Raw genomic sequence first — 24,561 nt, forward strand, 5'->3', positions numbered from 1 at the left:
AGCTTAGTAAATAATTGGATTTTTCATGACTCAGACAACAAAATACGTTCGCATTGCGACCCGTAAAAGCGCACTCGCTTTATGGCAAGCTGAATTTGTAAAAGCTCAACTTGAGCACTTTCATGATGATGTCACCGTTGAGCTTGTTCCCATGTCAACGCAGGGAGATATTATCCTTGATACACCACTTGCCAAGATTGGTGGTAAAGGTTTATTTGTTAAAGAACTTGAGCAGGCCATGTTAGATGGACGAGCGGATATCGCTGTTCACTCAATGAAAGATGTGCCGGTTGAGTTTCCGGATGGTCTAGAACTTAATACTATTTGTGAGCGCGAAGATCCTCGCGATGCGTTTGTATCAAATAATTACAAAAGCTTAGATGAATTGCCACAAGGCGCGATTGTGGGCACATCAAGTCTTCGACGTCAGTGTCAAATTCGCGAAGCCCGTCCAGACCTTGTTATTCACGATTTACGTGGTAACGTCAATACGCGCTTGGCAAAGCTTGATAACGGCCAATATGATGCGATTATTCTTGCTGCTGCGGGTCTAATTCGTCTGGAAATGCCTGAGCGCATTGCCGCATTTATTGAGCCGGAAGTATCTCTGCCTGCAAACGGCCAAGGTGCAGTAGGCATTGAGTGTCGTATTGACGATGAAGTGACCAAAGCCCTACTCGCTCCCCTTGAGCATACTGAAACACGTATTCGTGTTAATGCAGAACGTGCGATGAATCGACGTTTAGAAGGTGGTTGTCAGGTACCTATTGGCGCATTTGCACTTGTTGACGGGGAGCAGGTTCATTTACGTGGTCTAGTGGGGGCGGTTGATGGTAGCCAAATGCTCCGTGACGAAGTAACTGGCCCAGTCGCTGACGCACAGAAACTAGGCATTGAACTTGCCGAAAAGTTACTTGCTCAAGGTGCTGATAAAATCTTAGCTGACGTATACAGAGACGCGTAATATGCATATTTTGATAACTCGTCCAGCAGGTAAAGGCACTGAACTTGCTCTTCAGCTTCAGCAGGCGGGTTATCAAACAACCCAGTGTCCAGTATTGACCCTTGACTACTTAACGCCGAGTAGTGAAGAGCTCGCCCCGCTGGAAAATGCAGATAAAATTATTTTTATATCGCAAGATGCGGTTCATGCATTGCTTCGCCTCACTCCTTCTATAAATAAAGCTGCTCAGTTATATGCCGTTGGGCAGCAAACTGCCGATGCTGTTTATGAGGCGTTTGGTCGTCGTGCTGCGGTGCCAAAACAGCATGATTCTGAAGGGTTGCTTGAGCTAAAAACACTGCAAGATGTTGAACTGAGTAATATTGTTTTAGTGAAAGGCGAAGGTGGGCGCACCACCATCGCGAAAACATTGAAGCAGCGCGGTGCATTATTAAATCAGTTGGTTGTGTATAAACGCAGTGCCATTGAAAGTGAACCTAGCAAGTGGATGGACCACTGGCAAACAATTAATGTTGAAGGTATAGTCATTACAAGTAATGCCGCTGTGGATGCCATTTTTAATGGTCAAAATGAATCACAGTTAGGATGGTTAATTAAGCGTCAGTTTTATGTTGCAAGTGAACGTATTGCTGATTATTTGCAGCAAAAGAATGTAATAAGAACACATATACATATTGCTGCGGGGGCAAGCGATAATGCGATGTTCACCTGTATCAATGAGCAAGGTAGCAAAATGAGTGAATCAGATTTAAAACAGTCAATTAAACCAGCAGCCGAGTCCACGAAAAAGGCGCAAGCAGGTAAGACGGCCTCTGGGCAAACGGTTCATCACAAAAAAGGGATTAGTAAAACCGGTAGCTTAGCTTTACTTATCTCTGTGGTAGTTGCTTCTGCGGTTGGCTATGAGTTTTATCAAAAACTTAATAGTGATCAGCAATCTTCACGTGCATTGATTGAACTGACAACCGAAAACCAGCGTTTACAACAGCAACTTGATGCTGTGAAAAGTACGCAGCAAACATTACAGCATTCACTGTATAACAATGAGCAAAAAGTAGCTGATGCATTGAGTGAAAATGTGCAGCAAACTCAGCAACAGTTAGACGCTGCATTGAAACGTGCTGAACAACAGGCTTATACCTTAAATCCGCAAGAAGTAACAAGTTTACAGCGTATGGCTGAGTTTAAGGTTTGGGCGGAGCATGACTATCAAGGTGCGGCTGCGGTATTAACACGTTTAGATTCTTTATTGGCAGAGCATCCTGGCACTGGAAACATACGTCAGGCAATTCACCAAGATTTACAAACCTTAAATGCCATTGAGCCTGTTGCAGTTGAAGCTATCTATCTAAAATTACATGGGGTTGCGCAGCATATTGATGAACTTGTTTTTAACGCGATTTCTTTACCTGAAGAAGTGAGTCAAGAAGACCCAAATAAACTCAGTGAAAATGTTAGCGAGTGGCGTCAAAACTTAGCTAAGTCATGGCAACAATTTAAAGACTTCTTTGTTACCGTGCGTACCCGTGAAGACATGGTTGTTGCGCCATTTTTAAGTGAGCAAGAACGTCATTTAGTGAAGCAGCGTTTGAGCTTGTATCTAGCGCAAGCACAAGATGCTGTGTTATCGAAACAAAGTAGCGTTTACTTCACTGCCGTTGATGCTGCGCATGACTTAGTACAGGACTATTTCAAGCAAGATGATACGGTGACTAAAGCTGCTCTGAAGAGTTTGCTTGAGCTTTCAAAAGAGCAACTCGATTTTAACCCTAATGTATCGCTGAAAAGCACTGAGCAGGTGAAGGAGTGGGCGCAATGATCCGCTTTTTACTGTTAATAATTGCTATTGCAATCTGTTTAGGGATCGCCCCTTTTTTCATCGATCAAAAAGGCTATGTATTAATCTCATTTAATAAAACGACCGTAGAAGGCACTATTTGGGGCGTCTGTGCACTGATCGTTTTGCTATCTGGTGCTGGGTTTTTACTCTACAAATTGGTGCGTTATTTATGGTCTTTGTACAGCCATACACGTCATCGCTTTTTTGCGCGCAGTGAAGAGCGAAAGCAAGCGGCTATTGAGCAAGGTGTATGGAGTCTTATTAACAATGATTACACTGAAGTTGAATTAGCACTGCATAATAACAGTGTCGCTGAGCAATGGGCTGACGTCCGTTATGCCTTACTTGCAAAAGCTGCACTGGCTGAAAATGACACCGAAAAAGCGATTAGTTACCTTGATAAGATTAGTCAAAGCAAGCAACTGAAAGTGGCAAATCTGTGGATTGCTTGTGGTGAAACCAGTACGATTTTTGCTGATTTGAAAGCATTAGCTGAGCATAAAAAAGCATCAAATCTTGAACTGAAAATGTATGCTCACGTATTAGTTCAAGAGAAAAAGTGGGCTGCACTCAATGACTTTATGCCGCGTCTACTTCGTAAAAAAGCACTCACAGACAAAGAATGGCAGCAATTATTCAATCGCTATTTTGACGCAGAATCTAGCAGCACGTTAACAGAGCGATTTGAGCAATTAGCAAAGAATTTGAAACCTTTGGCTGAAGTTAGTTACTTCACTGCCATGGCGAAAGCAGGCGATTTAAATAAAATTGAGCTAAGCTTAATTAAAATGATTAAAAATCCGCGGCAGCATAAAGACTTAGCACATATTCTAAGAACTAGTGCTGCAGGGGATGCATTAAAATTACAGGCGAGTTTGCAGGATGTGTTGAAAAAAGACACTGACAATACTCAGTTGCTTTTAGCTTTGGCTTGTCTTGCGAATGCCCATGGTGAGTACGATTTAGCTGCGCGTGTTTTTGATAAAGCGCTTAATGCCAATAATCGCCATGAATACCTTCAGCAGGCTGCGCTTAGTTATAGTAAAAGTGCCCAACCAGATAAAGCGCTGGTGTTATATCAATAGAGTCCCATTTGCCTAAAAGGAGTTAAATGGCTTGAAGAACTTGTTTACGCTGACAATAAGTATTGCGCTTGCTTACTTTCTTACAGGGTATTTAAGTAATTCGTTACTCGCTATTGATGGTTATGCGGTTGCAGCGTGGCCACCCGCAGGGATTGCCCTTGCAAGTATTCTACTACAACGCAACCGAGCCTTAGCAGGGATTATTCTTGGTGCTTTTTTAGTTAATTTGATTCACCTAGACCGTGTTTCCGATATTCTTCATTGGCAGATTATGCTCCAAGCTGTTAGCGTAACAGCTGCATCTACCTTTCAAGCTTGGGCTGCATACTACATTATCACCCATATTGTAAAAATACCGCTTGAGTTGTCATCCCTTAAAAACAGTGTACAAGGGCTCGTTATCGGTGGCCCTATTTGTTGTTTAATTGCGCCATTGACAGGGACCGCACTGTTAATAATAAATCAGGTTATTCCTAGTTATATGGCACTGAATAATTTTATTGCTTGGTGGATAGGTGACAGCATTGGTGTATTGATTTTCACACCACTTGTATTGGCGGCATTTAGTTATAACCTTATGCAACAGCGGGCGCAGATTATTGTTCCTTCACTGCTTATCTATTTGATCATTTGTATTAGCTTTTATGGTGCAGCAAGTGTGAAAAAGGACAAAGATGATCAGCGACAACAAGCGAAAGTCAGTGCTATTAAAGCCAACCTAGAGCACAAAGTAAGTGAAATACAATCACACCTAGCTTTACTTGCTACATTTTTTGCCAGCAGTGATGATGTCGACTTTCAAGAGTTCAAGCGCTTTACTTCTCGACAATTACAAGACAGTAACGAAATTGCAGCTTTTGAGTGGGCTCCTAAAGTGATGCATTCACAATTACCTGATTACCAAAGGTCACTACGCGAAGAGTTAGGGGCATCATTTTATGTGAAAGAAAAAAATGCGGCGGGCGAGTGGCAAGGCGTCTCTCAGCGAGCTATTTATTTCCCTGTTCAATATATTCACCCACTACAAGGAAATGAGTCAGCTCAAGGGTTTGATTTAGCCTCTAGTGAAGTGCGAAGAGAAGCGCTAACAAACTCCCGTTTAACTAAAAATATATCTGTTAGTGAACCCATTAGTTTAATGCAAGGTGACGGTAATGAGCGTGGGGTTTTATTCTTTAACCCCGTTTATGCTGATTTACATCGTCAGGTTGGCTTTAAAGGTTATGTCGTGGCAGTCATTAATTTAGATACTTTAGCGCAAACGCTGAATTACAATCAAACGACCGATATAGAAGCCAGCTTTTATGATGTAAGCGATGCTCAAAACCCTATTGAAATTTCAAACTCAGGGCGCATTGGGATGAAGCAAATTGCACATTTTGATTTTCATATTAGCGAACGGGTGTGGCAAATAAAGTTATCGGAGTCAGTGGCACAGTCATCTTGGCTTATGTATTGGTTTGCACAGATAGTAGGCATGTTATTTGTTTGGTTATTAATTATTTTTTTAATTTCAGTAACGGGCACAAATATACAAATACGCCAACAGGTTGCGAAACAAACCCAAAGCCTACGTAATGAAAAATTAAAAGCGGATAAAGCGAGTCAAATCAAAAGTGAATTTTTAGCCAATATGAGCCATGAAATTCGCACGCCTATCAACGGTATTAAAGGGCTTCATTATTTGGCATTGCAAGAGCAGGACTGGCAACAAGCGCGTGATTATATTGAGCAAGCTGATAGTGCGCTCAATGTGTTATTGCGAGTGTTAAACGATGTGCTCGACTTTTCAAAAATTGAAGCAGGTCGCTTAGACTTGCATCAAGAACCAATTAATGTCTGTAACTTGGTCAGTGAAATGAGTAATTTACTGCAATTTGAACTGAACTCTCGTGCATTGCAGTTTATTGTCGATTACGATAATACACAGCCGCTGGTGATTCATACCGATGCCATTCGACTGAAACAAATATTACTAAACCTGCTGAATAACGCAGTTAAATTTACCCCCCAAGGAACCATTACCCTAAAAATTTGGCAGCAAAACGATACGACATATTTTAGTGTTATCGACACCGGCATAGGGATTAAAAAAGAGGTGCAAGAAACACTGTTTCAGCCATTTTCACAAGCCGATAGTTCGACCTCACGCCGCTTTGGTGGTACAGGGCTTGGATTAAGTATATGTAAAAAGCTTATCGACTTGATGGGCGGGGATATAACCTTGTCTAGTTCAGAGGGACAAGGGGCACAATTTACGTTCAGCCTGCCCCTAGTATCACCTTTAGAAGCTATCACACATGAAAATGAAGATTTAAGTGATATTGATATCAGCGCTGTTTCATTTGCTGAACTCGCTATTTTATTGGTTGAAGATAATCCATTAAATCAACATGTGGCGTGCGCTATTTTAGAAACCAAAGGCTGTAAGCCTGATGTCGCGAAGGATGGATATGAAGCGATCAAGATGATCAGCGAACATAAATATGATGTTGTGCTTATGGATATTCAAATGCCCAACATGGATGGCTTGCAAGCGACCAAAGTGATTCGCCAAGAGCTGATGATGACAGAGCTTCCCATTATTGGTTTGTCTGCTAATGCCCATGATGATGATTATAAAAAAGGCATTGCATGTGGTATGAACGGTTATTTAACGAAACCGATTGATGCAGAAAAGCTTTTTAAAACTATTTGGCGACTTATACAAACACAGCGCTAATAGAAAGAGGCAGACATTTGACCTCAAAAAAGTAAATAAAATCATCTAAACTTGAAATATCGTCGTGGGTACGTATGATCCGCGCAAATTTACTGAACCTGAGTGCTAATTATGATCAATAACAAACTCCCTTTGCTTGATATTCACCGTCACCTTGACGGGAATGTTCGCCCACAAACGATCTTAGACCTTGGTCGTCAGTTTAACCTTGAATTACCTGCTGATAATATTAAAGCGCTTATTCCTCATGTACAGGTAATAGACCCTGAGCCAAATCTAGTGGCATTTTTGCAAAAGCTAGATTGGGGTGTCAAAGTACTCGGGGATTACGATGCGTGTCGCCGTATTGCTATTGAGAATGTTGAAGATGCAATCGCTCAAAAACTTGATTATGTAGAGCTGCGTTTTAGTCCTTACTATATGGCTCAGAGCCAAGGGTTACACCCAGAAGGTGTTGTTGAGGCCGTGGTCGATGGTATTAAAAGTGCCTGCCAAGGTGCTCCAATTAAAGTGAATCTGATTGGTATTATGTCGCGTACCTATGGTACTAAAATTTGTCAGCAAGAGCTTGATGCTCTGTTAGCATTTAAAAATGACTTAGTCGCTGTTGACCTAGCCGGAGACGAGATGGGCTTCCCTGGTGAGCTATTTATTGATCATTTTAAGCAAGTGCATAATGCTTACTTGGCGGCGACTATTCACGCCGGTGAAGCACGGGGCAGCGAAAGTATCTGGCAAGCAATTAACGAGTTGGGTGCAACCCGTATTGGTCATGGTGTAAAAGCGATTGAGGATGCTGCGCTTATGGATTACTTACGTGACAACCGTATTGGTATTGAGTCTTGCTTAACCAGTAATATTCAAACAAGCACGGTAGCCGAACTTGCTACCCATCCATTAAAAACCTTTTTGGATCATGGTATTCTAGCGTCAATTAATACCGATGATCCCGCTGTAGAAGGTATTGAAATTGCGCACGAATATCAAATTGCTGCTCCTGCTGCTGGTTTAAATCAAGCTGATATGGAAAAAGCACAAGCAAATGCGCTTGAAATAGCCTACCTAAGCGATACTGATAAAGCTGTATTACAGCAACTGGCTGCAAATCGATAATCCCGAGCTATTTATACTTGGTGCTCTTGGCATGAAAGGTAATTTTCATACAATGCTTTGAGCACATCTCCGCGACTGATCATACCGACCACTTTCGTTCCCTCGACAACCGGATAGTTTTTTGGTTTTCCTGTTTTCATGTTATCAGCAAGCTCAATAATATTTTGATCACTACTGACAGTCACCACATCGGTGCGCATGAGCTGTTTAACTTTTACAACACCATCGCAGAAATAGCTATTTTGCATTAAAGGTTGCAGCAATTCTTGCTCTGAAATAAAGCCGACCAAACATTGCTTGTCATCAAAAACAGGCGCACCCAAAAGTTTAAATTTTTGTAATTCACTGATGGCCGTAGTCATTTCTGTTTCTGGTGTAATATGCGGTAACTTACGTTGCATGAAATCTTGTACTTTGGTGTTTAGCATGTGGGTTTCTCCCCATTCGTTATTCTAAACAAAGTATGGTCAATGAAACGCTGTTTGTGAAATCGTTTGTATGGATTTGATGATTATTAATTGGACAAAATAGATCGTTGAAGGCATTAATAAAAAAGGCATTCTATATTGAATGCCTGTGAGAGTTTTTGAGTCTTTATTTACTTGATGAATGCGAATGCGTCGGCATACATATTCTCACGGATTGCGCCATGATTAATAAAGTCATCACGTACAATACCAATCATGTCAAAACGACCTGCCATATAAATATCATAGGGTTCGAGAGACACGATATCTGCCATAACAGCTTTGTGAACATAGCCTGTTTTACCTGTCCAGCTTGCTGATGGATTTTCGACGACAGGGATGTATTGAAAGTGTGGATTACTGTTAGCCCATGCTTGCATTTCATCATGAGCATACAATGCTGCTTGTTCGCGAACACCCCAGTAAAACAATACGGTGCGTTCACAACCAATTTCTGCGAGGTGATCAGCCATTGACTTTGCGTATGAGAAGCCTGTTCCGCCAGCAAGTAAAATGATTGGACGCTCACCTTCCGCACGAAGTTGCGATACACCTAAGCCAACTTCTACGTTTACTTGCTGCTGCTTAGTATGTGCTTGGCGTAAATGCTCAAGTGCTTGCATAGCATATGAGTCTGCACCAGATGCACCAATATGCAGTTCAATTTGCTCTGTGTGAGAAGGACGGCTAGCAATTGAAAAGGCACGCTTATCTTTTTCGCCTAATACAAGTTGCATATATTGGCCTGCCTCGAATGACACAGGCTGCTGTGGTTTCAAAATGACTTTATGTACATGGTCTGTAAGCGGGCTGATCGCAACAACGTCAGCGAGTAATGTTTGCATAGTTTACCTTTAATAAGCAGAAACGCATGTCGCGGTTGTAGGTTTATACAACCGTTAATTTTTGAACAGTTTATCATAGACACAGGCTAGAGAATATCTAAGCTGTCCCATATTTCATCAACACGTTGTTTAATTTCAGGACTCATTACAATGGGTTCACCCCACTCACGGTCTGTTTCTCCAGGCCATTTATTGGTGGCATCCATCCCCATTTTTGAGCCAAGGCCAGATACTGGCGATGCAAAATCCAGATAATCGATAGGTGTATTTTCGATCATTGTAGTATCACGCGCAGGATCCATACGTGTGGTAATTGCCCAGATGACATCATTCCAATCACGTGCATTGACATCATCATCGCAAACAATGACGAATTTGGTATACATAAACTGACGTAAGAAAGACCACACCCCCATCATGACTCGCTTAGCGTGGCCTGGGTATTGCTTCTTCATAGTTACCACGGCCATACGATAAGAGCAGCCTTCGGGTGGTAGGTAAAAATCAACAATTTCAGGGAATTGCTTCTGTAGGATCGGCACGAAGACTTCGTTCAATGCGACACCTAAAACGGCAGGTTCATCAGGTGGACGACCTGTGTAGGTACTATGGTAAATTGGGTTTTCACGGTGTGTGATATGAGTCACCGTCATCACTGGAAATTCATCGACTTCATTATAGTAACCCGTGTGATCGCCATAGGGGCCTTCAGGTGCCGTTTCATCCGGCATAATATAGCCTTCAAGAATAAATTCAGCTGTTGCGGGTACTTGTAAATCATTTGAGATAGATTTAACGACCTCTGTCTTACTTCCACGTAACAGACCGGCAAAGGCATATTCACTCAAGGTGTCAGGCACTGGTGTAACAGCACCTAATATGGTGGCGGGATCAGCCCCAAGCGCTATTGATACAGGGTAAGGTTCACCAGGATGCTCTTTACACCACTCTCTAAAATCGAGGGCTCCACCACGATGAGATAACCAGCGCATAATAATTTTATTTTTGCCAAGTAGTTGCTGGCGGTAAATACCTAAGTTTTGGCGCTTTTTATAAGGCCCTTTGGTGACAGTGAGTCCCCATGTGATTAAAGGTGCTGCATCGCCAGGCCAGCAGTGCTGAATTGGAAGCTGTGTTAAATCAACATCGTCACCTTCCACTATCACTTGTTGGCAAGGGGCTTTTTTTACTTCCTTTGCTGGCATGTTTAGCACTTGCTTAAATACTGGGATTTGTCCAAGTGCTTCTTTGATACCTTTAGGTGGTTCAGGTTCTTTCAAAAAAGCGAGCAGTTTGCCTACTTCACGTAATTCACTAACATCATCCTGTCCCATGCCCATTGCAACACGCTTTGGTGTACCAAATAAATTTGCTAATACAGGGGTAGAGTGACCTTTAGGGTTTTCGAATAACAACGCAGGGCCTTCGGCACGCAATGTACGGTCGGCAATCTCAGTCATTTCAAGGTAGGGATCGATTTCTTGCTTGATCCGTTTTAATTCACCTTTTTGTTCCAATAACTCGATAAACTCGCGAAGATCTTTGTATTTCATTGTGGCTACTTAAACGCTGGATAAACTGTCGCCATTATACTTAAAACCTGTGATTAAGCGAATTTCAGCAACCAGATTTTGCTAAGATTGGTTCAGTGCACAATGATATTTTTTTCCCTTTAAAATGAACATCGCTTCAGCACCCTTTGACCAAAAAAGAACAGTGTCATTGCTGTATTTAACACCTGATGCACTTACTTGTCGGTTTAATACAAAGCTCTGTTCTTTGAACAACAGCTCAGCTTCATCTTCGCTAATGTCAGCAATGCTCACTGTGGAGTCTTCGCCACATGTATAATTATTTGGATCACTTTGCTTTGCACACGCGCATAAGCTAACGAGAATGAGTCCTGAGAGAAGTGGTTTTATCATTGCGACACCCCCTGTTTACTGAATGAAGTATAAGCCTAACAAAGAAAAATTAACCGTTGGTGAAAATGACTAGATAAGTTATGTTGTGAGTGTAATTAATTGGCAAGGAATGACTATGGCAGGCACTAACTTACTCACATTACTTGACGATATCACGACACTTTTAGATGATATTGCGACTATGAGTAAAGTCGCGACTAAGAAAACGGCGGGTGTGCTTGGCGACGATCTTGCACTCAATGCGCAGCAAGTCACTGGTGTGACAGCTGACCGTGAATTACCCGTTGTTTGGGCTGTTGCTAAAGGCTCCTTTGTTAATAAAGCGATACTGGTTCCAGCCGCGTTAATAATCAGTACATGGCTTCCTTGGCTTATTACCCCTTTGCTAATGATTGGTGGTTTATTTTTATGTTTTGAAGGGGCTGAAAAAATTGTCGAAAAGTTCTTCGGCCATAAGGAGAGTTCCGAGCAGCCATCCTCGGCACATCAAGATTTGCGAGAATACGAAAAGCAGAAGGTCAAAGGAGCTATCCGTACCGACTTTATTCTTTCTGCCGAAATAATCGTCATTACGCTAGGTACTGTTGCTGGTGCGACACTTTTTAATCAAGCATTAGTGCTGAGCGTTATCGCGGTGATCATGACGATTGGCGTGTATGGCTTAGTAGCAGGTATCGTTAAGCTGGATGATGCGGGACTTTATTTGCTTCAAACAGCAGAAAATAGTGGTAGTAAGTTAAAGGAATCACTTGGTAAATTTTTACTTGCATTGGCGCCAAAATTAATGCGCTTCTTAGCTATTGCGGGGACCATTGCCATGTTTTTAGTCGGCGGTGGTATTTTAGTGCATGGTATTGCGTTGCTACATCATACTCAGCAAGCCGTTACTCGTTTTGCATTGCAACATGCAGGCGCTGCTGGAGAGTTTGTTGCGCCCATTCTATTTGATGGCATGCTCGGCATACTTGCAGGACTCATAATTGTGGTGTGTCTACAGGGCTGGCGTAGATTAACAAGTTAATTGAAAAGGCCGGCGAGATAACCCCGCCGGCAAGAGTGTAGCACGGGAACGTTAGCGTGCTAGTGTGCAGGGTCTGACTCAAGTTTAATTAGCAATTACCTAATTAAACTCAAGCAATGATATAGTTATGTTATATTGTATCAATAGTGTTGTAAACACTATTTTACGTGAACCTTTAAAGATTATTCTAAATGAGTGCAGTCGAAAGATAGGCACAATTCTGCGAGTTCAATTTTTGCCTTAGGGTTGCTCTGTTGTGCTGCTTTGTTTAACCAGTAAACTGCTTTAGCCGTGTCTTGAGGGATGCCTTGTCCATCTCGGTACATCTGAGCTAGATTGAGCTGCCCCCATGAATATCCCGCTTCTGCAGACAGGGTAAAGCTCTCAATAGCTTCCTTGTAAAGACCATCCTTAAAGTAAGTGATCCCTTGCTGGTTATTTTTATCAAGCTTTACACCTGTATAGAGAGGTTTAGGTTTAGGTGGATGCATTACAAAGCCACCAAATAGGCTATAAAGTTCTGGACGTAAAATCTTATAGATGATGTTATCGCGGTAAAAGTCATGAACTTGCTGTTTTGTTAAGGTAATTGTGTTACTGGCAAAGTAATTATCTTGCACCAGCATGCTGGTTCGCATCGCAATTTCGATATCTTTATTGTATTTATAAGTGTAGTTACCTACACGAAAGGTCATTGTATTATCATTAAATTCAATTAACTGGGCGACTTTTAAGTTATTAACGCGTTTGGGTTGACCCGTAAATTGTTCTGAAAGAACAAAGTAAGTATCAAATTGTTTTGGTTTCTCTAGGTAGTGTATTTCATTTTCGCTCTGACGTTGACTACTTAATATAAACGTCGTTAAAAGGTAGCTAATAACTAAAAGGCCTATGAAATACTTTATAAATGAAATGAGCTCTAAAACGGGCAGAGAGTACCAAGGCACATCAGTTATATGACCACAATCATCACATTGGCGCTGATAACTAATAGATAAAGGAGCGACAGGTAAAATAGTAAAACGAAGCAGCTTACTGTTATTAATCAGTGAAAAATGTTTACTCTGACAGTGAGGGCAAGTTGTAGCCTGTTTATAGAAAACATCAGCAACAGCGGTATTAAAAAGTAACATAGCTTCTTCCTTGGTAATACCCTTAAGTTAGAACATATACAGGGAGTTATAAAGTAGCAAACTGTAACGAAATATGAACTGAAGGTGTGGTGAGAGTCGTACTTATTTTTGCTTTAGAGAAAAGAGCGAATGTCTGCTATGATCACCTACATCTTCGAGGATGTCCCTCAATTATCAAGTGTGGAATTTTACTGTGACAGCAACTGCTTTTACATCATTGGCGTTACCGCAAGAGTTAGTCGAAAATTTATCGACCTTAGGTTATTCACAAATGACCCCAGTGCAAGCACAAAGCTTGCCTGTGATTTTGCAAGGGAAAGATATCATTGCGCAAGCGAAAACAGGTTCAGGTAAAACAGCTGCATTTAGTTTAGGAGTATTAGCTAAGCTAAATGTAAAACGTTTTCGTATTCAATCATTAATCTTATGTCCTACTCGTGAATTAGCCGAACAGGTGGCCCAAGAAGTACGTAAGCTAGCGCGTAGCATTCATAATATAAAGGTATTAACGCTATGTGGGGGCGTGTCTATTGGTCCGCAAATAGGTTCACTTGAACATGGTGCTCACATCGTGGTGGGCACACCTGGCCGTGTCGATGATCACATTCGCAAAGGGACACTCAGTTTAGATGATGTCGAGACATTGGTACTGGATGAAGCCGATCAAATGCTTGATATGGGATTTCAGGATACGTTAGACGCGATTGTTGACTGTATTCCAGCCCAGCGCCAGACGCTGTTATTCAGTGCGACCTATCCAAAGTCGATTGCAGCTATTGCTGAGCGAGTACTTAGCAACCCTGAAATGATCAAGGTTGAAGACGAGCAAGAAAAAAGCACGATTAAGCAATACTTTTATAAGTTGGATAACAATAAGCAGCGTTTTAATACACTAAAGCTACTGCTACTGAAGTTTCAACCTGAAAGCTGTGTGATTTTTTGTAACACCAAGGTAGAAACGCAACAGATTTGTGATGACCTTTTTGCTGAGGGCTTCAGTGCAGTTGCACTTCATGGTGACCTTGAGCAGCGAGAGAGAGAGCGCACATTAATTCGCTTTGCGAATAAGAGTGCTTCGATTTTAGTGGCGACAGACGTGGCTGCTCGCGGACTGGATATTAATGATATGGACATGGTGGTGAACTACCACCTTGCTCATGACCCACAAACTCATGTTCACCGAGTTGGCCGTACTGGGCGAGCAGGTAAAAAAGGCATTGCTTGCTCAATATATGGGGAAGCAGAACAATTCAAGGTAGCGCAAATCGGTGACCACTATGAGCGTGACTTTGACCCTGAACCACTACCGCCGTTTAGTTTACTCGAAAAGCCAGCTTATAAGCCAACGATGGCAACCATCATGATTGATGCGGGTAAAAAGCAAAAAATTCGTGCGGGTGATATCTTAGGGGCGTTAACTGGTAAAGAAGGGGTTGCAGGCCATCAAGTTGGTAAAATTAATGTGCTGGATAATGTCGCTTTTATTGCTGTTGAGCGTGTTGCTGCAAAACCTGCTTTACGAAAATTAACAGAAGGCAATATCAAAAAGCGTAAAATCCGTGCGCGTCGCCTCACTCGTTAACTGATCATAATGAGCAATATAATTTAAGTTGCTCATATTCACCTTGTATTTGTTTAAACATCACCGCAGAGCCCTGCTTATCTGGGTGGTGTTTTAATGCAAGTTGCCGCCAACGTTTTTGTACATCCTTTAACGAATATTCAGTATTTAAATTCCACCGCTCCCGTATTTCTTGGTGTTGTAAGGGAGTGAGTTTTTTTGTGGTATTTACAGAAGTTTGCTGACCAAAATGTTGCCAGAAATTATCGAGAAGTGCTGCAATTTCATCGTTAGATGTGTCGTAATTGTGCCAATCTAGGTAGTAGTCTCTTAAAGGTTCAGCTTGTAGTAATGCAGTATGTGAGGGTGTATTTACAAGCTCTATATGCAGCGAAGCGATACGGAGATGGTAGTCAGGGACCAGCTGTAATTGCAACTGATAAAGTGCATTCATGACTAGAAAATTGCGCTTAAACAAGTCTTTTTGCGGGTCATCATCGAGTGCTTTGATGTGATTCGTTTCTGATAAGGCGCTTGCTAATGTGTGAACTTTCCAAATCGGCTGTCTTATAAGTAAGCAAAAAATCTCGTCAATCAGTGGGTTAACCATTGTTCGTAAGCCGATGTTTAGTGTAATCTTTATTTTATACACGCTATCACAGCAACGTTATTAAAACCATGCTCGTGTTTTTAATCGTTGGCGCATTTAATCAAGGTTTAATTTTAGTGGCCTATGCTACTAAGCTTTTAGGGATATATACAATATGCTTATAAAATTGCGCAGCGGCTTAATTAACTTGATGTTTTTTTGCTGGGGCTTATTTTTATTTACCGATATTGCGCATGCCCACCCTTCATTATTGGAGCGTTTTAATCAATCTCAGCAATGGGATGAAAAGTTGCAGTTAGGAAAAAAACTGCTGGCTTCTTCTGTGTTAAGTTCACAAAAACAGCATGAAATTCATATGCAACTAGGCGATTTGGCACTCGAGCAGGGCAATTTTACTGCTGCCGTTGAGCATTACCAGTTGGCTGAGAAAAGTACGACTTTGGAATCGGATCCTGAGGGGTATTTTTTAGCAATGAAAATGCAAGGTGTCACCTATTATTACCAAGGTCTAATGCAACAAGCCGTCGCGACGTACCTACGTGCTTTGAAAGTCGCGGAAAATATGAAAGATCCTATTTCTAAAGCAAATTTGCTCAGTAATATTGGCCTTGCTTATTTTAATATGTTCAATATGCATCAAGCACTGGATTACTATAAACAAGCTAAAACATTGTTTGAGCAATACGGCACTGCTCAAGATAAAGCTGATATTTTGCATAATATCGCAGGCATTTATATTCGTTTATCGAGTTATAGTACAGCACTTGATATGTATCGAGAGACGCTTGAGATCTATCAAGAGCTAGGTGATAAAGATGGAGTGGCACAGTCTTATGGCAATATGGGGGTCGCTTATTCTGAGTTAGGGCAATATCAGTTGTCACTACATTATTATCAGCGAGCTTTACGCTATTACCAATCAACAAATAATGCCTATTACTTATCATCGCGACATGGCAATATCGCCAATGTTTACTTGCGCACAGGCGATCTTGAACTTGCTATTAGTCATGCCGAGAAAGCGGTAGAGTTTGCCCAGCAGATAGATAATAAGTCCTTGGAGTTAGCGGGCCTATTTTCGCTTGCGAAAATAGAGTTACTGCAAGGGAAGTTAGCAAAGGCAGAGCAAACCCTTAATGCCTCCACAAAAATGGCAGAAGAATTTAAGGATGAATTACGCGTTCTTGACGGTTTGGGCATGCGTGCATTAATTAAAGCAGGGCAAGGGGATTATAAAGCGTCGGTGGCCTTGTTTGACCAATTTGTGCGCGACACGAATACCGCTAAAAATGAAAAATTGTTGAAATCCTTGGGTGAACTACAAAGTCAAATACAAGCAAGCCAACTAAACCAAGAGATCCTTGATTTAAAACAACAGCAAAGTGTGCAAGAGCTAGAAATGTCTAAGCAACGACAGTTGGCTATTATGTTATTTATTCTATTTATAATGTTGGTGGTGACAGGGGTCACTGTTTATCGACGTAGCATAGAAAAAAGAGCAAAAGAGCAGCTGTCTCTGATGGTTGCTAAGCGCACTAAAGAGTTAGAAAAAACAGCGGATCAACTACGCAAAGCTAATGAAATAAAAAGCCAGTTTTTAGCGAATATAAGTCATGAAATACGTACCCCGCTGACAGCCATTTTAGGTCAGACCGATAACTTGATGAATGGCCTTTATAAACCCGAATCTCTCAATGACGAATTGCGTGTCATTCACAAGCAAAGTGAGCACTTAAAAGAGCTTATTAATGACGTACTTGATATTAGTAAAATCGAAGCTAATAAACTGGAATTAAACTTAAAAGAAGGTGATCTCGTTAAATTATCAACGGATGTTCATGCCATGCTAAGTGGGCAAGCCATAGATAAAAACTTGCAGTTCACATTTCATAATGAGTTAGGTGAGCAATTTTATAGTTATTTAGACTTTACTCGGATCAAACAAATTTTGATCAATCTATGTGCTAATGCTATCAAGTTTACTCATCAGGGAGAGGTGAGGTTATATGCTTCCTTATCCCAGCATGGGGTATGGTTTCGAGTAACAGATACTGGCATTGGTATGAATGAAGAGCAGCTTAAGTTGATCTTCGAATGTTTTAGTCAGGCTGATAATAGTATAAGCCGACGTTTTGGCGGAACGGGATTAGGACTGAGCTTATCGCAGCAGCTAGCGATGATGATGGGTGGTTATATAAGTGTTGAGAGTGAAGTAAACAAAGGCAGCGAGTTTTCATTTTACTTACCCTGCAAAGAGCATATTCCAGCTATGGATAAAATAGAGCATGATGTAAGCAATCTGCAAGCATCTTCGGGACTTAGCGGTAAGGTACTCCTAGCGGAAGATCATGTTGATAATCGTAGATTAATTCACCGTTATTTAGAGTCGATGGGATTAGAAGTCATTGCTGTAGAAAACGGTGAGCAAGCCGTTGAACAGTGTCTGCAAGCTTTTCCTGACGTTGTTTTACTTGATATTCAAATGCCGGTGCTCGATGGGTTAAGTGCGCTTAAATTGTTACGTGATTGTGGTTTTACTCAACCTGTTTATGCGTTAACAGCGAATGCTATTAGCCATGAAGTTGAAGCCTATTTAAAAGCAGGCTTTACAGGCTATTTAGCCAAGCCGATAGACAAAAAAGTGTTTTACACTCAGCTTGCGAAACACTGTAAAAATGCCATTAATATAAAGGACGAGCAACAGGATATGAGCGATTTGGTTGCAAGCTTTATTGGTAGTTTTGACTATGAAGCTTCACAAGTTCAGTTGCATTTCTCAGAGCAAGATTTATTTAATCTACAACAAGATGCACACCGAATTGGAGGGGCTGCAAAAATGTTTGCCCTCGATGAAGTTGCCAACAGCGCGATGGCACTTGAATTGGCACTTAAGCATAATCAACTTATAGAGCTGCAAAGTTTAGTCGCTCAATTACTTGATCAGCTGCACAGTGCATCAGAGACTCAAAATAGCTCAATGTCACCCTCCTGAATTTGTTCGATAGCTTTACTATGGGAGCTTTCAAATCGGGAGCGGTCAACTCGCTGTATTAAATCTGTTGACGGGTGAGTGATTTTAAAGATAGACAACTTCTCATCTAATGTATGTGCTAGTTTTACTAAATCTTGACTTGAAACAGCCTGAATCTGTGAACTGGATAGCGCATCTGAATTAAGTTCTACCATTGACTCAATACTCGCTTGAGCTTCATCAGACATCTGACTTTGTATGGCAACTTGCTCATGGATATTTTCTGATAACGCATTGATGGCAAGCATCGCTTGTTCAATCTTATTGGTTTCTTTGGTGGACTCTTCTGATAGCTCAACTGTTTGCTCGGTTTCTTTTAATGCCGTTTGCATTAGCTGAACCGCACGTTCAGTACCATGTTGAATTTTGGACACCATCTCTTGTACTTCTTGCGTTGATTGGCTTGTGCGGGCTGCCAAGTTACGTACTTCATCTGCAACAACAGCAAAGCCTCGTCCTTGCTCACCAGCCCGTGCTGCTTCAATCGCTGCGTTTAACGCCAGCAAGTTCGTTTGTTCGGCAATTCCATTGATTACATCTATCACAGAGCCTATAGCATCACTGTCTTTTTTTAGCAGAATAATTTGCCCACTCGTTTGATTAATATTTTCTGCTAATTTTATTAGGCTTGCTTGGCTTTTATCTGCATCTACACGTGTCTGCTTAACTGAGTTTGTTGCATCGGATACCGCATGGTAAATTTTTTCTAAGCTGGTATCTAATTCCCTTGATACATCAATGGTTTTTTCAATCGTGTTTGCTAGGTCAACACCATGAGCATTTTGAATAGTCGCTTTTTGAGTCATAGAGGCATAAGTGTCTCGTAAGGCATCAGCCATTGGTAATAATCGTGCTGATGATGCATAAATCTCACTTAGCATATGTTCCACAATTGTGAGGTTGGCATTTAATGCATGACATGCTTTGGGGAGATGTTTATTACCTTCATCAAATCTGAAGGAAAAGTTGATTCCATTTTCAGAGGTGATATTTGAGACAAAATGAATTAAGTGGTCGCGTTGCTTTTTGTCATTTATATATAGAAAGCTTAGCATGACAAGCCACGGCAAAATAATAGCTGCGCTGAGCGTGATGCAGGCAAGAGGGCTAAAATTAAAAAAATAAAAACTAGCAATACAACTAAGTAGGCTTATTACAAACAGGGTTATAGCTACTTTAAAGCGAATCATTGAAGTGTCCTTTGCCCTTAATCTTATTAGGTATAGAACAGCTTTAATGTATATTCCAACTTATACCAATCGATACGACCTAAAAATAGCTTTTTTAAGTGTATTGGTATTATAGGTAAAGCACAGAGAGTGAGTTATAAAAAATGCCTGTGTTTTAAACAGGCATTTTTTGAAGTCTATCCGCGTTTATTTACGCTTCATTGAGTCGAAAAACTCATCATTGGTTTTACTCATTGAGAGCTTATCAATTAAGAACTCCATCGCATCTATTTCAGACATCTCATGGACAATTTTACGTAAAATCCACATTTTCTGTAGTTCATCAGGTTTAGTTAGTAACTCTTCGCGACGTGTACCTGAGCGGTTAAAGTCAATCGCAGGGAATACACGCTTTTCAGCAATCTTACGATTTAAGTGTAGCTCCATGTTACCTGTACCTTTAAACTCTTCGTAGATAACTTCGTCCATCTTCGAACCGGTATCGATAAGCGCAGTTGCGATAATTGTTAAACTACCACCTTCTTCTACGTTACGAGCTGCACCAAAGAAACGTTTTGGTTTGTGTAATGCATTAGCGTCAACACCACCGGTTAATACCTTACCAGACGAAGGAATCACTGTATTGTAAGCACGTGCAAGACGAGTGATTGAATCAAGTAAGATAACCACGTCTTTTTTGTGCTCTACAAGGCGTTTTGCTTTCTCGATAACCATCTCTGCAACTTGAACGTGTCGGCTTGCTGGTTCATCAAAGGTTGATGCAATCACTTCACCTTTAACAAGGCGTTGCATCTCAGTTACTTCTTCTGGACGCTCGTCGATTAGAAGCACCATTAGCTCACAGTCAGGTTGGTTATAACTGATTGATTGTGCAATATTTTGTAGAAGCATCGTTTTACCAGCTTTTGGCGGTGCAACGATAAGTGCGCGTTGGCCTTTACCAATTGGTGAGGCCAAATCAAGTACACGCGCTGTAATGTCTTCAGTACTACCATTACCACGTTCCATACGTAAACGTTCGTTTGCGTGAAGTGGAGTAAGGTTTTCAAAAAGGATTTTAGTGCGTGAGTTTTCAGGTTTGTCGAAGTTAACTTCATTGACTTTCAGGAGTGCGAAGTAACGTTCACCATCTTTTGGCGGACGAATTAAGCCTGAAATTGAGTCACCAGTACGCATGCTGAATCGGCGGATTTGACTCGGAGATACATAAATATCATCTGGGCCTGCTAAATAAGATGCTTCTGATGATCTTAAGAAACCAAAACCATCTTGTAAGATTTCTAGTACACCGCCGCCAAAAATGTTTTCACCGCTTTTAGCGTGTGCTTTTAGAATGGCAAAAATAATGTCTTGTTTTCTTAAACGGGCTACGTTTTCGAGCCCCATGGACTCAGCTAGGTTTACAAGCTCTTTGATCGACTTGTCTTTTAATTCGCGTAAATGCATATTGGTGGGTTCTTTATTACAATTATCATACTCAAATCATCGTTTGATACATGAGTGAGGTTTGTTGGTATAACTAAGGATTAGTTGGCTTTATAAACTAGCAGGTCACTAGCTAGGCGTCCAGTCTTTAAACAAAATAAAGTTAAAAAAAGGGCAAAAAGCCCTTTTTTACAGTCAAAATTAGATGTTGTTCTCTAAAAACTCAACTAATTGAGTCTTAGAAAGTGCACCTACTTTAGTCGCTGCGACTTGACCATCTTTGAAAAGAAGTAACGTAGGGATACCACGAATACCAAATTTAGGTGGTGTACCTGCGTTTTGGTCGATATTAAGTTTACCTACTGTCACACGTCCGTCAAATTCACCCGCTACTTCGTCAAGAATTGGGGCGATCATTTTACAAGGTCCGCACCATTCAGCCCAAAAATCAACAAGTACAGGTTTGTCTGATTGAAGTACGTCAGCTTCAAAGCTATCGTCAGTTAATTGAATAATTTTCTCGCTCATTGCGATCTCCGATAAGTTAGGCGAAATATTTAATGCGTATTTAAACACTCTTGTTTCTTATTGCAAGTTTAAACGTTATGCTTAAACGCTATGACTAAGACACATTTGACCGATAAAAAGTTTTCAGACTTTGCTATCGCACCGGAAGTGGTTGCCGGTTTAACCGAAAATGGGTTTGAATATTGCACTCCCATTCAAGCTAAATGCCTACCTTTTATCTGTGAGGGCCGCGATATTGCTGGCCAAGCACAAACGGGTACGGGCAAAACGTTGGCGTTTTTAACTGCCACGTGCCATCGGTTACTACAATCTAGCAAAGCATCTAGTAAACATCCAAGAGCCCTGATCATGGCCCCAACTCGGGAGCTGGCGATTCAGATACACAAAGATGCAAAAATTTTAGCGCCACACTGTAATCTTAACTTAGGTTTAGTATATGGTGGCGAAGATTACGAAAAACAACGTGCACAATTAGAAAAAGGCGTTGATATTTTAATTGGCACCACTGGACGCCTTATCGATCTTTACAAACAGGGTTGTTACACCTTGAACGAAATTGAGGTCGTGGTGCTTGATGAAGCCGATCGGATGTTTGATTTAGGATTTATTAAAGACATTCGTTATATGTTTAGGCGTATGCCAGAAGCATCTGAACGCTTGAATTTATTGTTTTCAGCAACCTTGTCTTATCGCGTGCAAGAGTTGGCATTTGAGCATATGACAAACCCAGAGCACGTACAAGTTGAGCCAGACGTAAAAACTGGCAAACGTATTCAAGAAGAGCTATTTCATCCATCACAAGATGACAAAATTAAGTTACTGTTAACGTTAATTGAAGAAGAATGGCCAGATAAAGCAATTGTGTTTGCAAATACCAAACACAGTTGTGAAAATGTTTATGCATGGATGAAAGCGGATGGCCATCGTGTTGGATTACTAACCGGTGACGTGAACCAGAAAAAACGTCAATCAATTTTGGCTCAATTTACCAAAGGCGATTTAGACTTTTTAGTGGCAACAGACGTTGCTGCTCGTGGTTTACATATTCCAGAAGTAAGTCATGTATTTAATTTTGATTTACCAGATGATTGTGAAGATTATGTACATCGCATAGGGCGTACCGGCCGTGCTGGTGCATCAGGCCATGCGATTAGTTTTGCTTGTGAGCAATACGCATATAACCTTCATGAGATTGAACAGTACATAGAGCACAGCATTCCATTATCGCATTATGATAAAAGTGCATTGCTTGATGATTTAACTAAGCCTACTATTCAGAAAAAGCGGAACTATTCTACAGGCCCACGTAATCGTAATAACAACGGACGTCGCCCAAACAATAGTTACCAAAAATCACGGTCGTCATAAACGGCCGTTTTTAAGACTTAGTAGTAACTAGAGGTTTTTGAACGGTGGGGCAACTTCAACCGCAAAAAAATGTGTATGCAGTTATTGATTTAGGCTCTAACAGTTTTCATATGTTAATCGCAAAATCAATCGCTGGCGGTCTGCAAACGATCGGTCGAGTCAAACGTAAGGTGAGGCTGGCTGCTGGGCTTGATGAAAACAATGTGCTTAGCAAAGAAGCCATGCAACGAGGTTGGGAGTGCCTAGCCTTGTTCGCTGAGCGTTTACAAGACATACCAAAAGATAATATCACCATCGTTGCAACCGCAACCTTACGTCTTGCTACCAATGCCGATGTATTCAAGCAAAAAGCTGAGCAGATCCTTGGTCATAAAATCAACGTCATCAGCGGTGAGCTAGAAGCAAAGACGATTTACAAAGGTGTGGCACATACATCAGCTTGCAATGGTAAACAGCTTGTTATCGATATTGGTGGGGCAAGCACTGAAGTCGTCATTGGTAAAGATTTTGAGGCATTACACTATAAAAGTCTGAATATGGGGTGCGTGACTTTTCTTGAGCGTTACTTCAAAGATCAAAAGCTCAATGAAAAGAATTTCAATGCAGCTATAAAAGCAGCGCATGATGTGGTTAAAGGTATTGTTGCAGAGTATAAAAAATCTGGTTGGCAAATCGCCAGCGGTGCATCTGGTACAGTGCAAGCAATTCAAGAAATCATGGTTGCACAAAATCAAGATGAGCTCTTAACGCTTGATAAGCTTTTAGCTATCAAAGAGCAAGCAATCCAATATGACACAATTGCTGATCTTGAGCTTCCAGGCTTAATAGAAGAAAGGCGTCTAGTATTCGTTTCTGGACTAGCCATTTTAATTGCTTTATTCGAGTCGTTAAATATAAAGCAAATGGGTCTTGCTCGTGGCGCATTACGTGAAGGTGTTTTATATAGCATGGTGCCTGAGCTACATAACCATGACATTCGTAAGCGTACAGTGGATGGCTTAATGAATCGTTACCATGTAGATCAAAAGCAGGCTTGCCGTGTCGCACAACTTGCAGAGCAATTGGCAAAAAGTGTAAAAGGGCAATGGCAATCAATTGATAGCAATGCAATCGCGTTATTAAAGACAGTGGCAAAATTGCATGAGATTGGTTTGCTAATCGAGTATAAACAGTATCACAAACATACCGCTTATATATTAGAGAACACAGATATGCCTGGGTTCTCACAATCTGAGCATAAACTGATTACTGCCGTTGCGAATGAACATCGCTCAGATCTGATCAAACACAGTTTTGATCATTTAGGCTGTCATAAACAACTAGCAGAATGTTTGGCTAGAATAGTGAGGGTCGCAGTGATCTTATCTATGCGTCGACAAGATGACGTACTACCGCTGCTTGACTTAAGTGTAAACGAAAACATCCTGACGCTGACATTTGATGGCGATTGGTTAAAATATCATCCATTAATGGCCAGTGAGCTGCAACTAGAATCCAAGCTGCAAGCAAAAGTAGGTTGGAAGCTTATAGTAAAATAACGATAAAAGGCCCATTAGGGCCTTTTTTAGTGCTATTTTTACGCGTTTCGCTGGTATTTTGCACGAACAGTCATTTTTTTCATAAAAACTTCAAAAAACAGTTGATCTCAATTCGGATCTCCCTATAATGCGACCCCACTGAGACGGCAGACAGCAACGCTTAGCGAGGCAAGAGCAGCTCAGGGTGTCAAGTAA

19 protein-coding genes are annotated in these 24,561 nt (G+C 41.2%); 10 read left to right on the plus strand and 9 right to left on the minus strand.

The genetic code is table 11. The annotated features are described in order from the left end of the window. The first annotated feature begins 25 nt into the window (after positions 1–25). From hemC to add, 5 genes are all read left to right on the plus strand, one after another. Positions 26–964 (plus strand): hydroxymethylbilane synthase, encoded by a 939-nt coding sequence (hemC, locus tag L3V41_RS19220; protein ID WP_062569483.1) that lies wholly within the window; start codon positions 26–28, stop codon positions 962–964. A 1-nt stretch (position 965) separates the two neighbouring features. Further along, positions 966–2,783: a uroporphyrinogen-III synthase gene (locus L3V41_RS19225; protein ID WP_062569484.1), complete on the plus strand. Its 1,818-nt coding sequence runs from the start codon at positions 966–968 to the stop codon at positions 2,781–2,783. Next, positions 2,780–3,889: a heme biosynthesis HemY N-terminal domain-containing protein gene (locus tag L3V41_RS19230; RefSeq protein ID WP_237128311.1), complete on the plus strand. Its 1,110-nt coding sequence runs from the start codon at positions 2,780–2,782 to the stop codon at positions 3,887–3,889. Before L3V41_RS19225 ends, L3V41_RS19230 begins: the two co-directional genes overlap by 4 nt. Before the next feature lie 31 nt (positions 3,890–3,920). Next, a complete protein-coding gene (locus L3V41_RS19235) occupies positions 3,921–6,611 on the plus strand; it encodes a CHASE domain-containing protein (protein WP_062569486.1) in 2,691 nt (896 codons plus the stop codon). Between the two features lie 111 nt (positions 6,612–6,722). Next, on the plus strand, positions 6,723–7,724 hold the full coding sequence (add, locus tag L3V41_RS19240; RefSeq protein WP_062569487.1) for an adenosine deaminase: 1,002 nt from the start codon (positions 6,723–6,725) through the stop codon (positions 7,722–7,724). 11 nt (positions 7,725–7,735) lie between these two features. Here add and L3V41_RS19245 read toward each other — a convergent pair whose 3' ends face one another. From L3V41_RS19245 to L3V41_RS19260, 4 genes are all read right to left on the minus strand, one after another. Beyond that, positions 7,736–8,152, minus strand: coding sequence for a CBS domain-containing protein (locus L3V41_RS19245; RefSeq protein ID WP_062569488.1), 417 nt, complete (start codon positions 8,150–8,152; stop codon positions 7,736–7,738). 170 nt (positions 8,153–8,322) lie between these two features. Further along, complete coding sequence (gene fre / locus L3V41_RS19250; RefSeq protein ID WP_237128312.1) at positions 8,323–9,036, minus strand: NAD(P)H-flavin reductase; 714 nt, start codon at positions 9,034–9,036, stop codon at positions 8,323–8,325. An 86-nt stretch (positions 9,037–9,122) separates the two neighbouring features. Continuing rightward, entirely contained in the window at positions 9,123–10,589 is a 1,467-nt protein-coding gene (gene ubiD, locus L3V41_RS19255; protein WP_062569490.1) for a 4-hydroxy-3-polyprenylbenzoate decarboxylase, read from the minus strand. An 81-nt stretch (positions 10,590–10,670) separates the two neighbouring features. Beyond that, a complete protein-coding gene (locus L3V41_RS19260; protein WP_062569491.1) occupies positions 10,671–10,961 on the minus strand; it encodes an MliC family protein in 291 nt (96 codons plus the stop codon). Positions 10,962–11,076: 115 nt separating this feature from the next. On the opposite strand from L3V41_RS19260, the gene L3V41_RS19265 reads away from it, so the two are divergent. Next, positions 11,077–11,982, plus strand: a complete 906-nt coding sequence (locus tag L3V41_RS19265) for a DUF808 domain-containing protein (RefSeq protein ID WP_062569492.1) — start codon at positions 11,077–11,079, stop codon at positions 11,980–11,982. A 182-nt stretch (positions 11,983–12,164) separates the two neighbouring features. Here the strand turns inward: L3V41_RS19265 and L3V41_RS19270 are convergent, their stop codons facing one another. Beyond that, positions 12,165–13,115 (minus strand): tetratricopeptide repeat protein, encoded by a 951-nt coding sequence (locus L3V41_RS19270; RefSeq protein ID WP_062569493.1) that lies wholly within the window; start codon positions 13,113–13,115, stop codon positions 12,165–12,167. A gap of 193 nt (positions 13,116–13,308) precedes the next feature. Between L3V41_RS19270 and dbpA the strand changes: the two genes are divergently transcribed. Then, on the plus strand, positions 13,309–14,697 hold the full coding sequence (gene dbpA / locus L3V41_RS19275) for an ATP-dependent RNA helicase DbpA (RefSeq protein ID WP_237114684.1): 1,389 nt from the start codon (positions 13,309–13,311) through the stop codon (positions 14,695–14,697). 4 nt (positions 14,698–14,701) lie between these two features. Here the strand turns inward: dbpA and L3V41_RS19280 are convergent, their stop codons facing one another. After that, complete coding sequence (locus L3V41_RS19280) at positions 14,702–15,286, minus strand: DNA-J related domain-containing protein (protein WP_237115229.1); 585 nt, start codon at positions 15,284–15,286, stop codon at positions 14,702–14,704. 154 nt (positions 15,287–15,440) lie between these two features. Here L3V41_RS19280 and L3V41_RS19285 point away from each other — a divergent pair, with 154 nt between their 5' ends. Beyond that, a complete protein-coding gene (locus L3V41_RS19285; protein WP_237128313.1) occupies positions 15,441–18,278 on the plus strand; it encodes a tetratricopeptide repeat protein in 2,838 nt (945 codons plus the stop codon). Here L3V41_RS19285 and L3V41_RS19980 read toward each other — a convergent pair. From L3V41_RS19980 to trxA, 3 genes are all read right to left on the minus strand, one after another. Next, positions 18,251–19,507, minus strand: a complete 1,257-nt coding sequence (locus L3V41_RS19980) for a methyl-accepting chemotaxis protein (RefSeq protein WP_276574710.1) — start codon at positions 19,505–19,507, stop codon at positions 18,251–18,253. The two genes, L3V41_RS19285 and L3V41_RS19980, sit on opposite strands and share 28 nt — an antisense overlap. 186 nt (positions 19,508–19,693) lie before the next feature. After that, the gene (rho, locus tag L3V41_RS19295) at positions 19,694–20,953 is read right to left on the minus strand and encodes a transcription termination factor Rho (RefSeq protein WP_062569498.1); all 1,260 of its coding nucleotides are present in this window, start codon (positions 20,951–20,953) and stop codon (positions 19,694–19,696) included. A 180-nt stretch (positions 20,954–21,133) separates the two neighbouring features. Then, positions 21,134–21,460: a thioredoxin TrxA gene (gene trxA / locus L3V41_RS19300; protein WP_054554679.1), complete on the minus strand. Its 327-nt coding sequence runs from the start codon at positions 21,458–21,460 to the stop codon at positions 21,134–21,136. 90 nt (positions 21,461–21,550) lie between these two features. Between trxA and rhlB the strand changes: the two genes are divergently transcribed. Both rhlB and gppA read left to right on the plus strand, forming a co-directional pair. Next, a complete protein-coding gene (gene rhlB, locus L3V41_RS19305; protein WP_062569499.1) occupies positions 21,551–22,828 on the plus strand; it encodes an ATP-dependent RNA helicase RhlB in 1,278 nt (425 codons plus the stop codon). A 44-nt stretch (positions 22,829–22,872) separates the two neighbouring features. Continuing rightward, the gene (gene gppA, locus L3V41_RS19310; RefSeq protein WP_062569500.1) at positions 22,873–24,366 is read left to right on the plus strand and encodes a guanosine-5'-triphosphate,3'-diphosphate diphosphatase; all 1,494 of its coding nucleotides are present in this window, start codon (positions 22,873–22,875) and stop codon (positions 24,364–24,366) included. The last annotated feature ends 195 nt before the right edge of the window (positions 24,367–24,561 follow it).

This window comes from Pseudoalteromonas sp. L21 (assembly GCF_021728035.1).
Lineage (GTDB): Bacteria > Pseudomonadota > Gammaproteobacteria > Enterobacterales > Alteromonadaceae > Pseudoalteromonas > Pseudoalteromonas arabiensis.

What these genes read in the sequence shown, in the direction of transcription:
- hemC (WP_062569483.1), top strand. Translation starts at nt 26, where the DNA reads ATGACTCAGACAACAAAATACGTTCGCATTGCGACCCGTAAAAGCGCA.
- L3V41_RS19225 (WP_062569484.1), top strand. Translation starts at nt 966, where the DNA reads ATGCATATTTTGATAACTCGTCCAGCAGGTAAAGGCACTGAACTTGCT.
- L3V41_RS19230 (WP_237128311.1), top strand. Translation starts at nt 2,780, where the DNA reads ATGATCCGCTTTTTACTGTTAATAATTGCTATTGCAATCTGTTTAGGG.
- add (WP_062569487.1), top strand. Translation starts at nt 6,723, where the DNA reads ATGATCAATAACAAACTCCCTTTGCTTGATATTCACCGTCACCTTGAC.
- L3V41_RS19245 (WP_062569488.1), bottom strand. Translation starts at nt 8,152, where the DNA reads ATGCTAAACACCAAAGTACAAGATTTCATGCAACGTAAGTTACCGCAT.
- fre (WP_237128312.1), bottom strand. Translation starts at nt 9,036, where the DNA reads ATGCAAACATTACTCGCTGACGTTGTTGCGATCAGCCCGCTTACAGAC.
- ubiD (WP_062569490.1), bottom strand. Translation starts at nt 10,589, where the DNA reads ATGAAATACAAAGATCTTCGCGAGTTTATCGAGTTATTGGAACAAAAA.
- L3V41_RS19260 (WP_062569491.1), bottom strand. Translation starts at nt 10,961, where the DNA reads ATGATAAAACCACTTCTCTCAGGACTCATTCTCGTTAGCTTATGCGCG.
- L3V41_RS19265 (WP_062569492.1), top strand. Translation starts at nt 11,077, where the DNA reads ATGGCAGGCACTAACTTACTCACATTACTTGACGATATCACGACACTT.
- L3V41_RS19270 (WP_062569493.1), bottom strand. Translation starts at nt 13,115, where the DNA reads ATGTTACTTTTTAATACCGCTGTTGCTGATGTTTTCTATAAACAGGCT.
- L3V41_RS19280 (WP_237115229.1), bottom strand. Translation starts at nt 15,286, where the DNA reads ATGGTTAACCCACTGATTGACGAGATTTTTTGCTTACTTATAAGACAG.
- L3V41_RS19285 (WP_237128313.1), top strand. Translation starts at nt 15,441, where the DNA reads ATGCTTATAAAATTGCGCAGCGGCTTAATTAACTTGATGTTTTTTTGC.
- L3V41_RS19980 (WP_276574710.1), bottom strand. Translation starts at nt 19,507, where the DNA reads ATGATTCGCTTTAAAGTAGCTATAACCCTGTTTGTAATAAGCCTACTT.
- rho (WP_062569498.1), bottom strand. Translation starts at nt 20,953, where the DNA reads ATGCATTTACGCGAATTAAAAGACAAGTCGATCAAAGAGCTTGTAAAC.
- trxA (WP_054554679.1), bottom strand. Translation starts at nt 21,460, where the DNA reads ATGAGCGAGAAAATTATTCAATTAACTGACGATAGCTTTGAAGCTGAC.
- rhlB (WP_062569499.1), top strand. Translation starts at nt 21,551, where the DNA reads ATGACTAAGACACATTTGACCGATAAAAAGTTTTCAGACTTTGCTATC.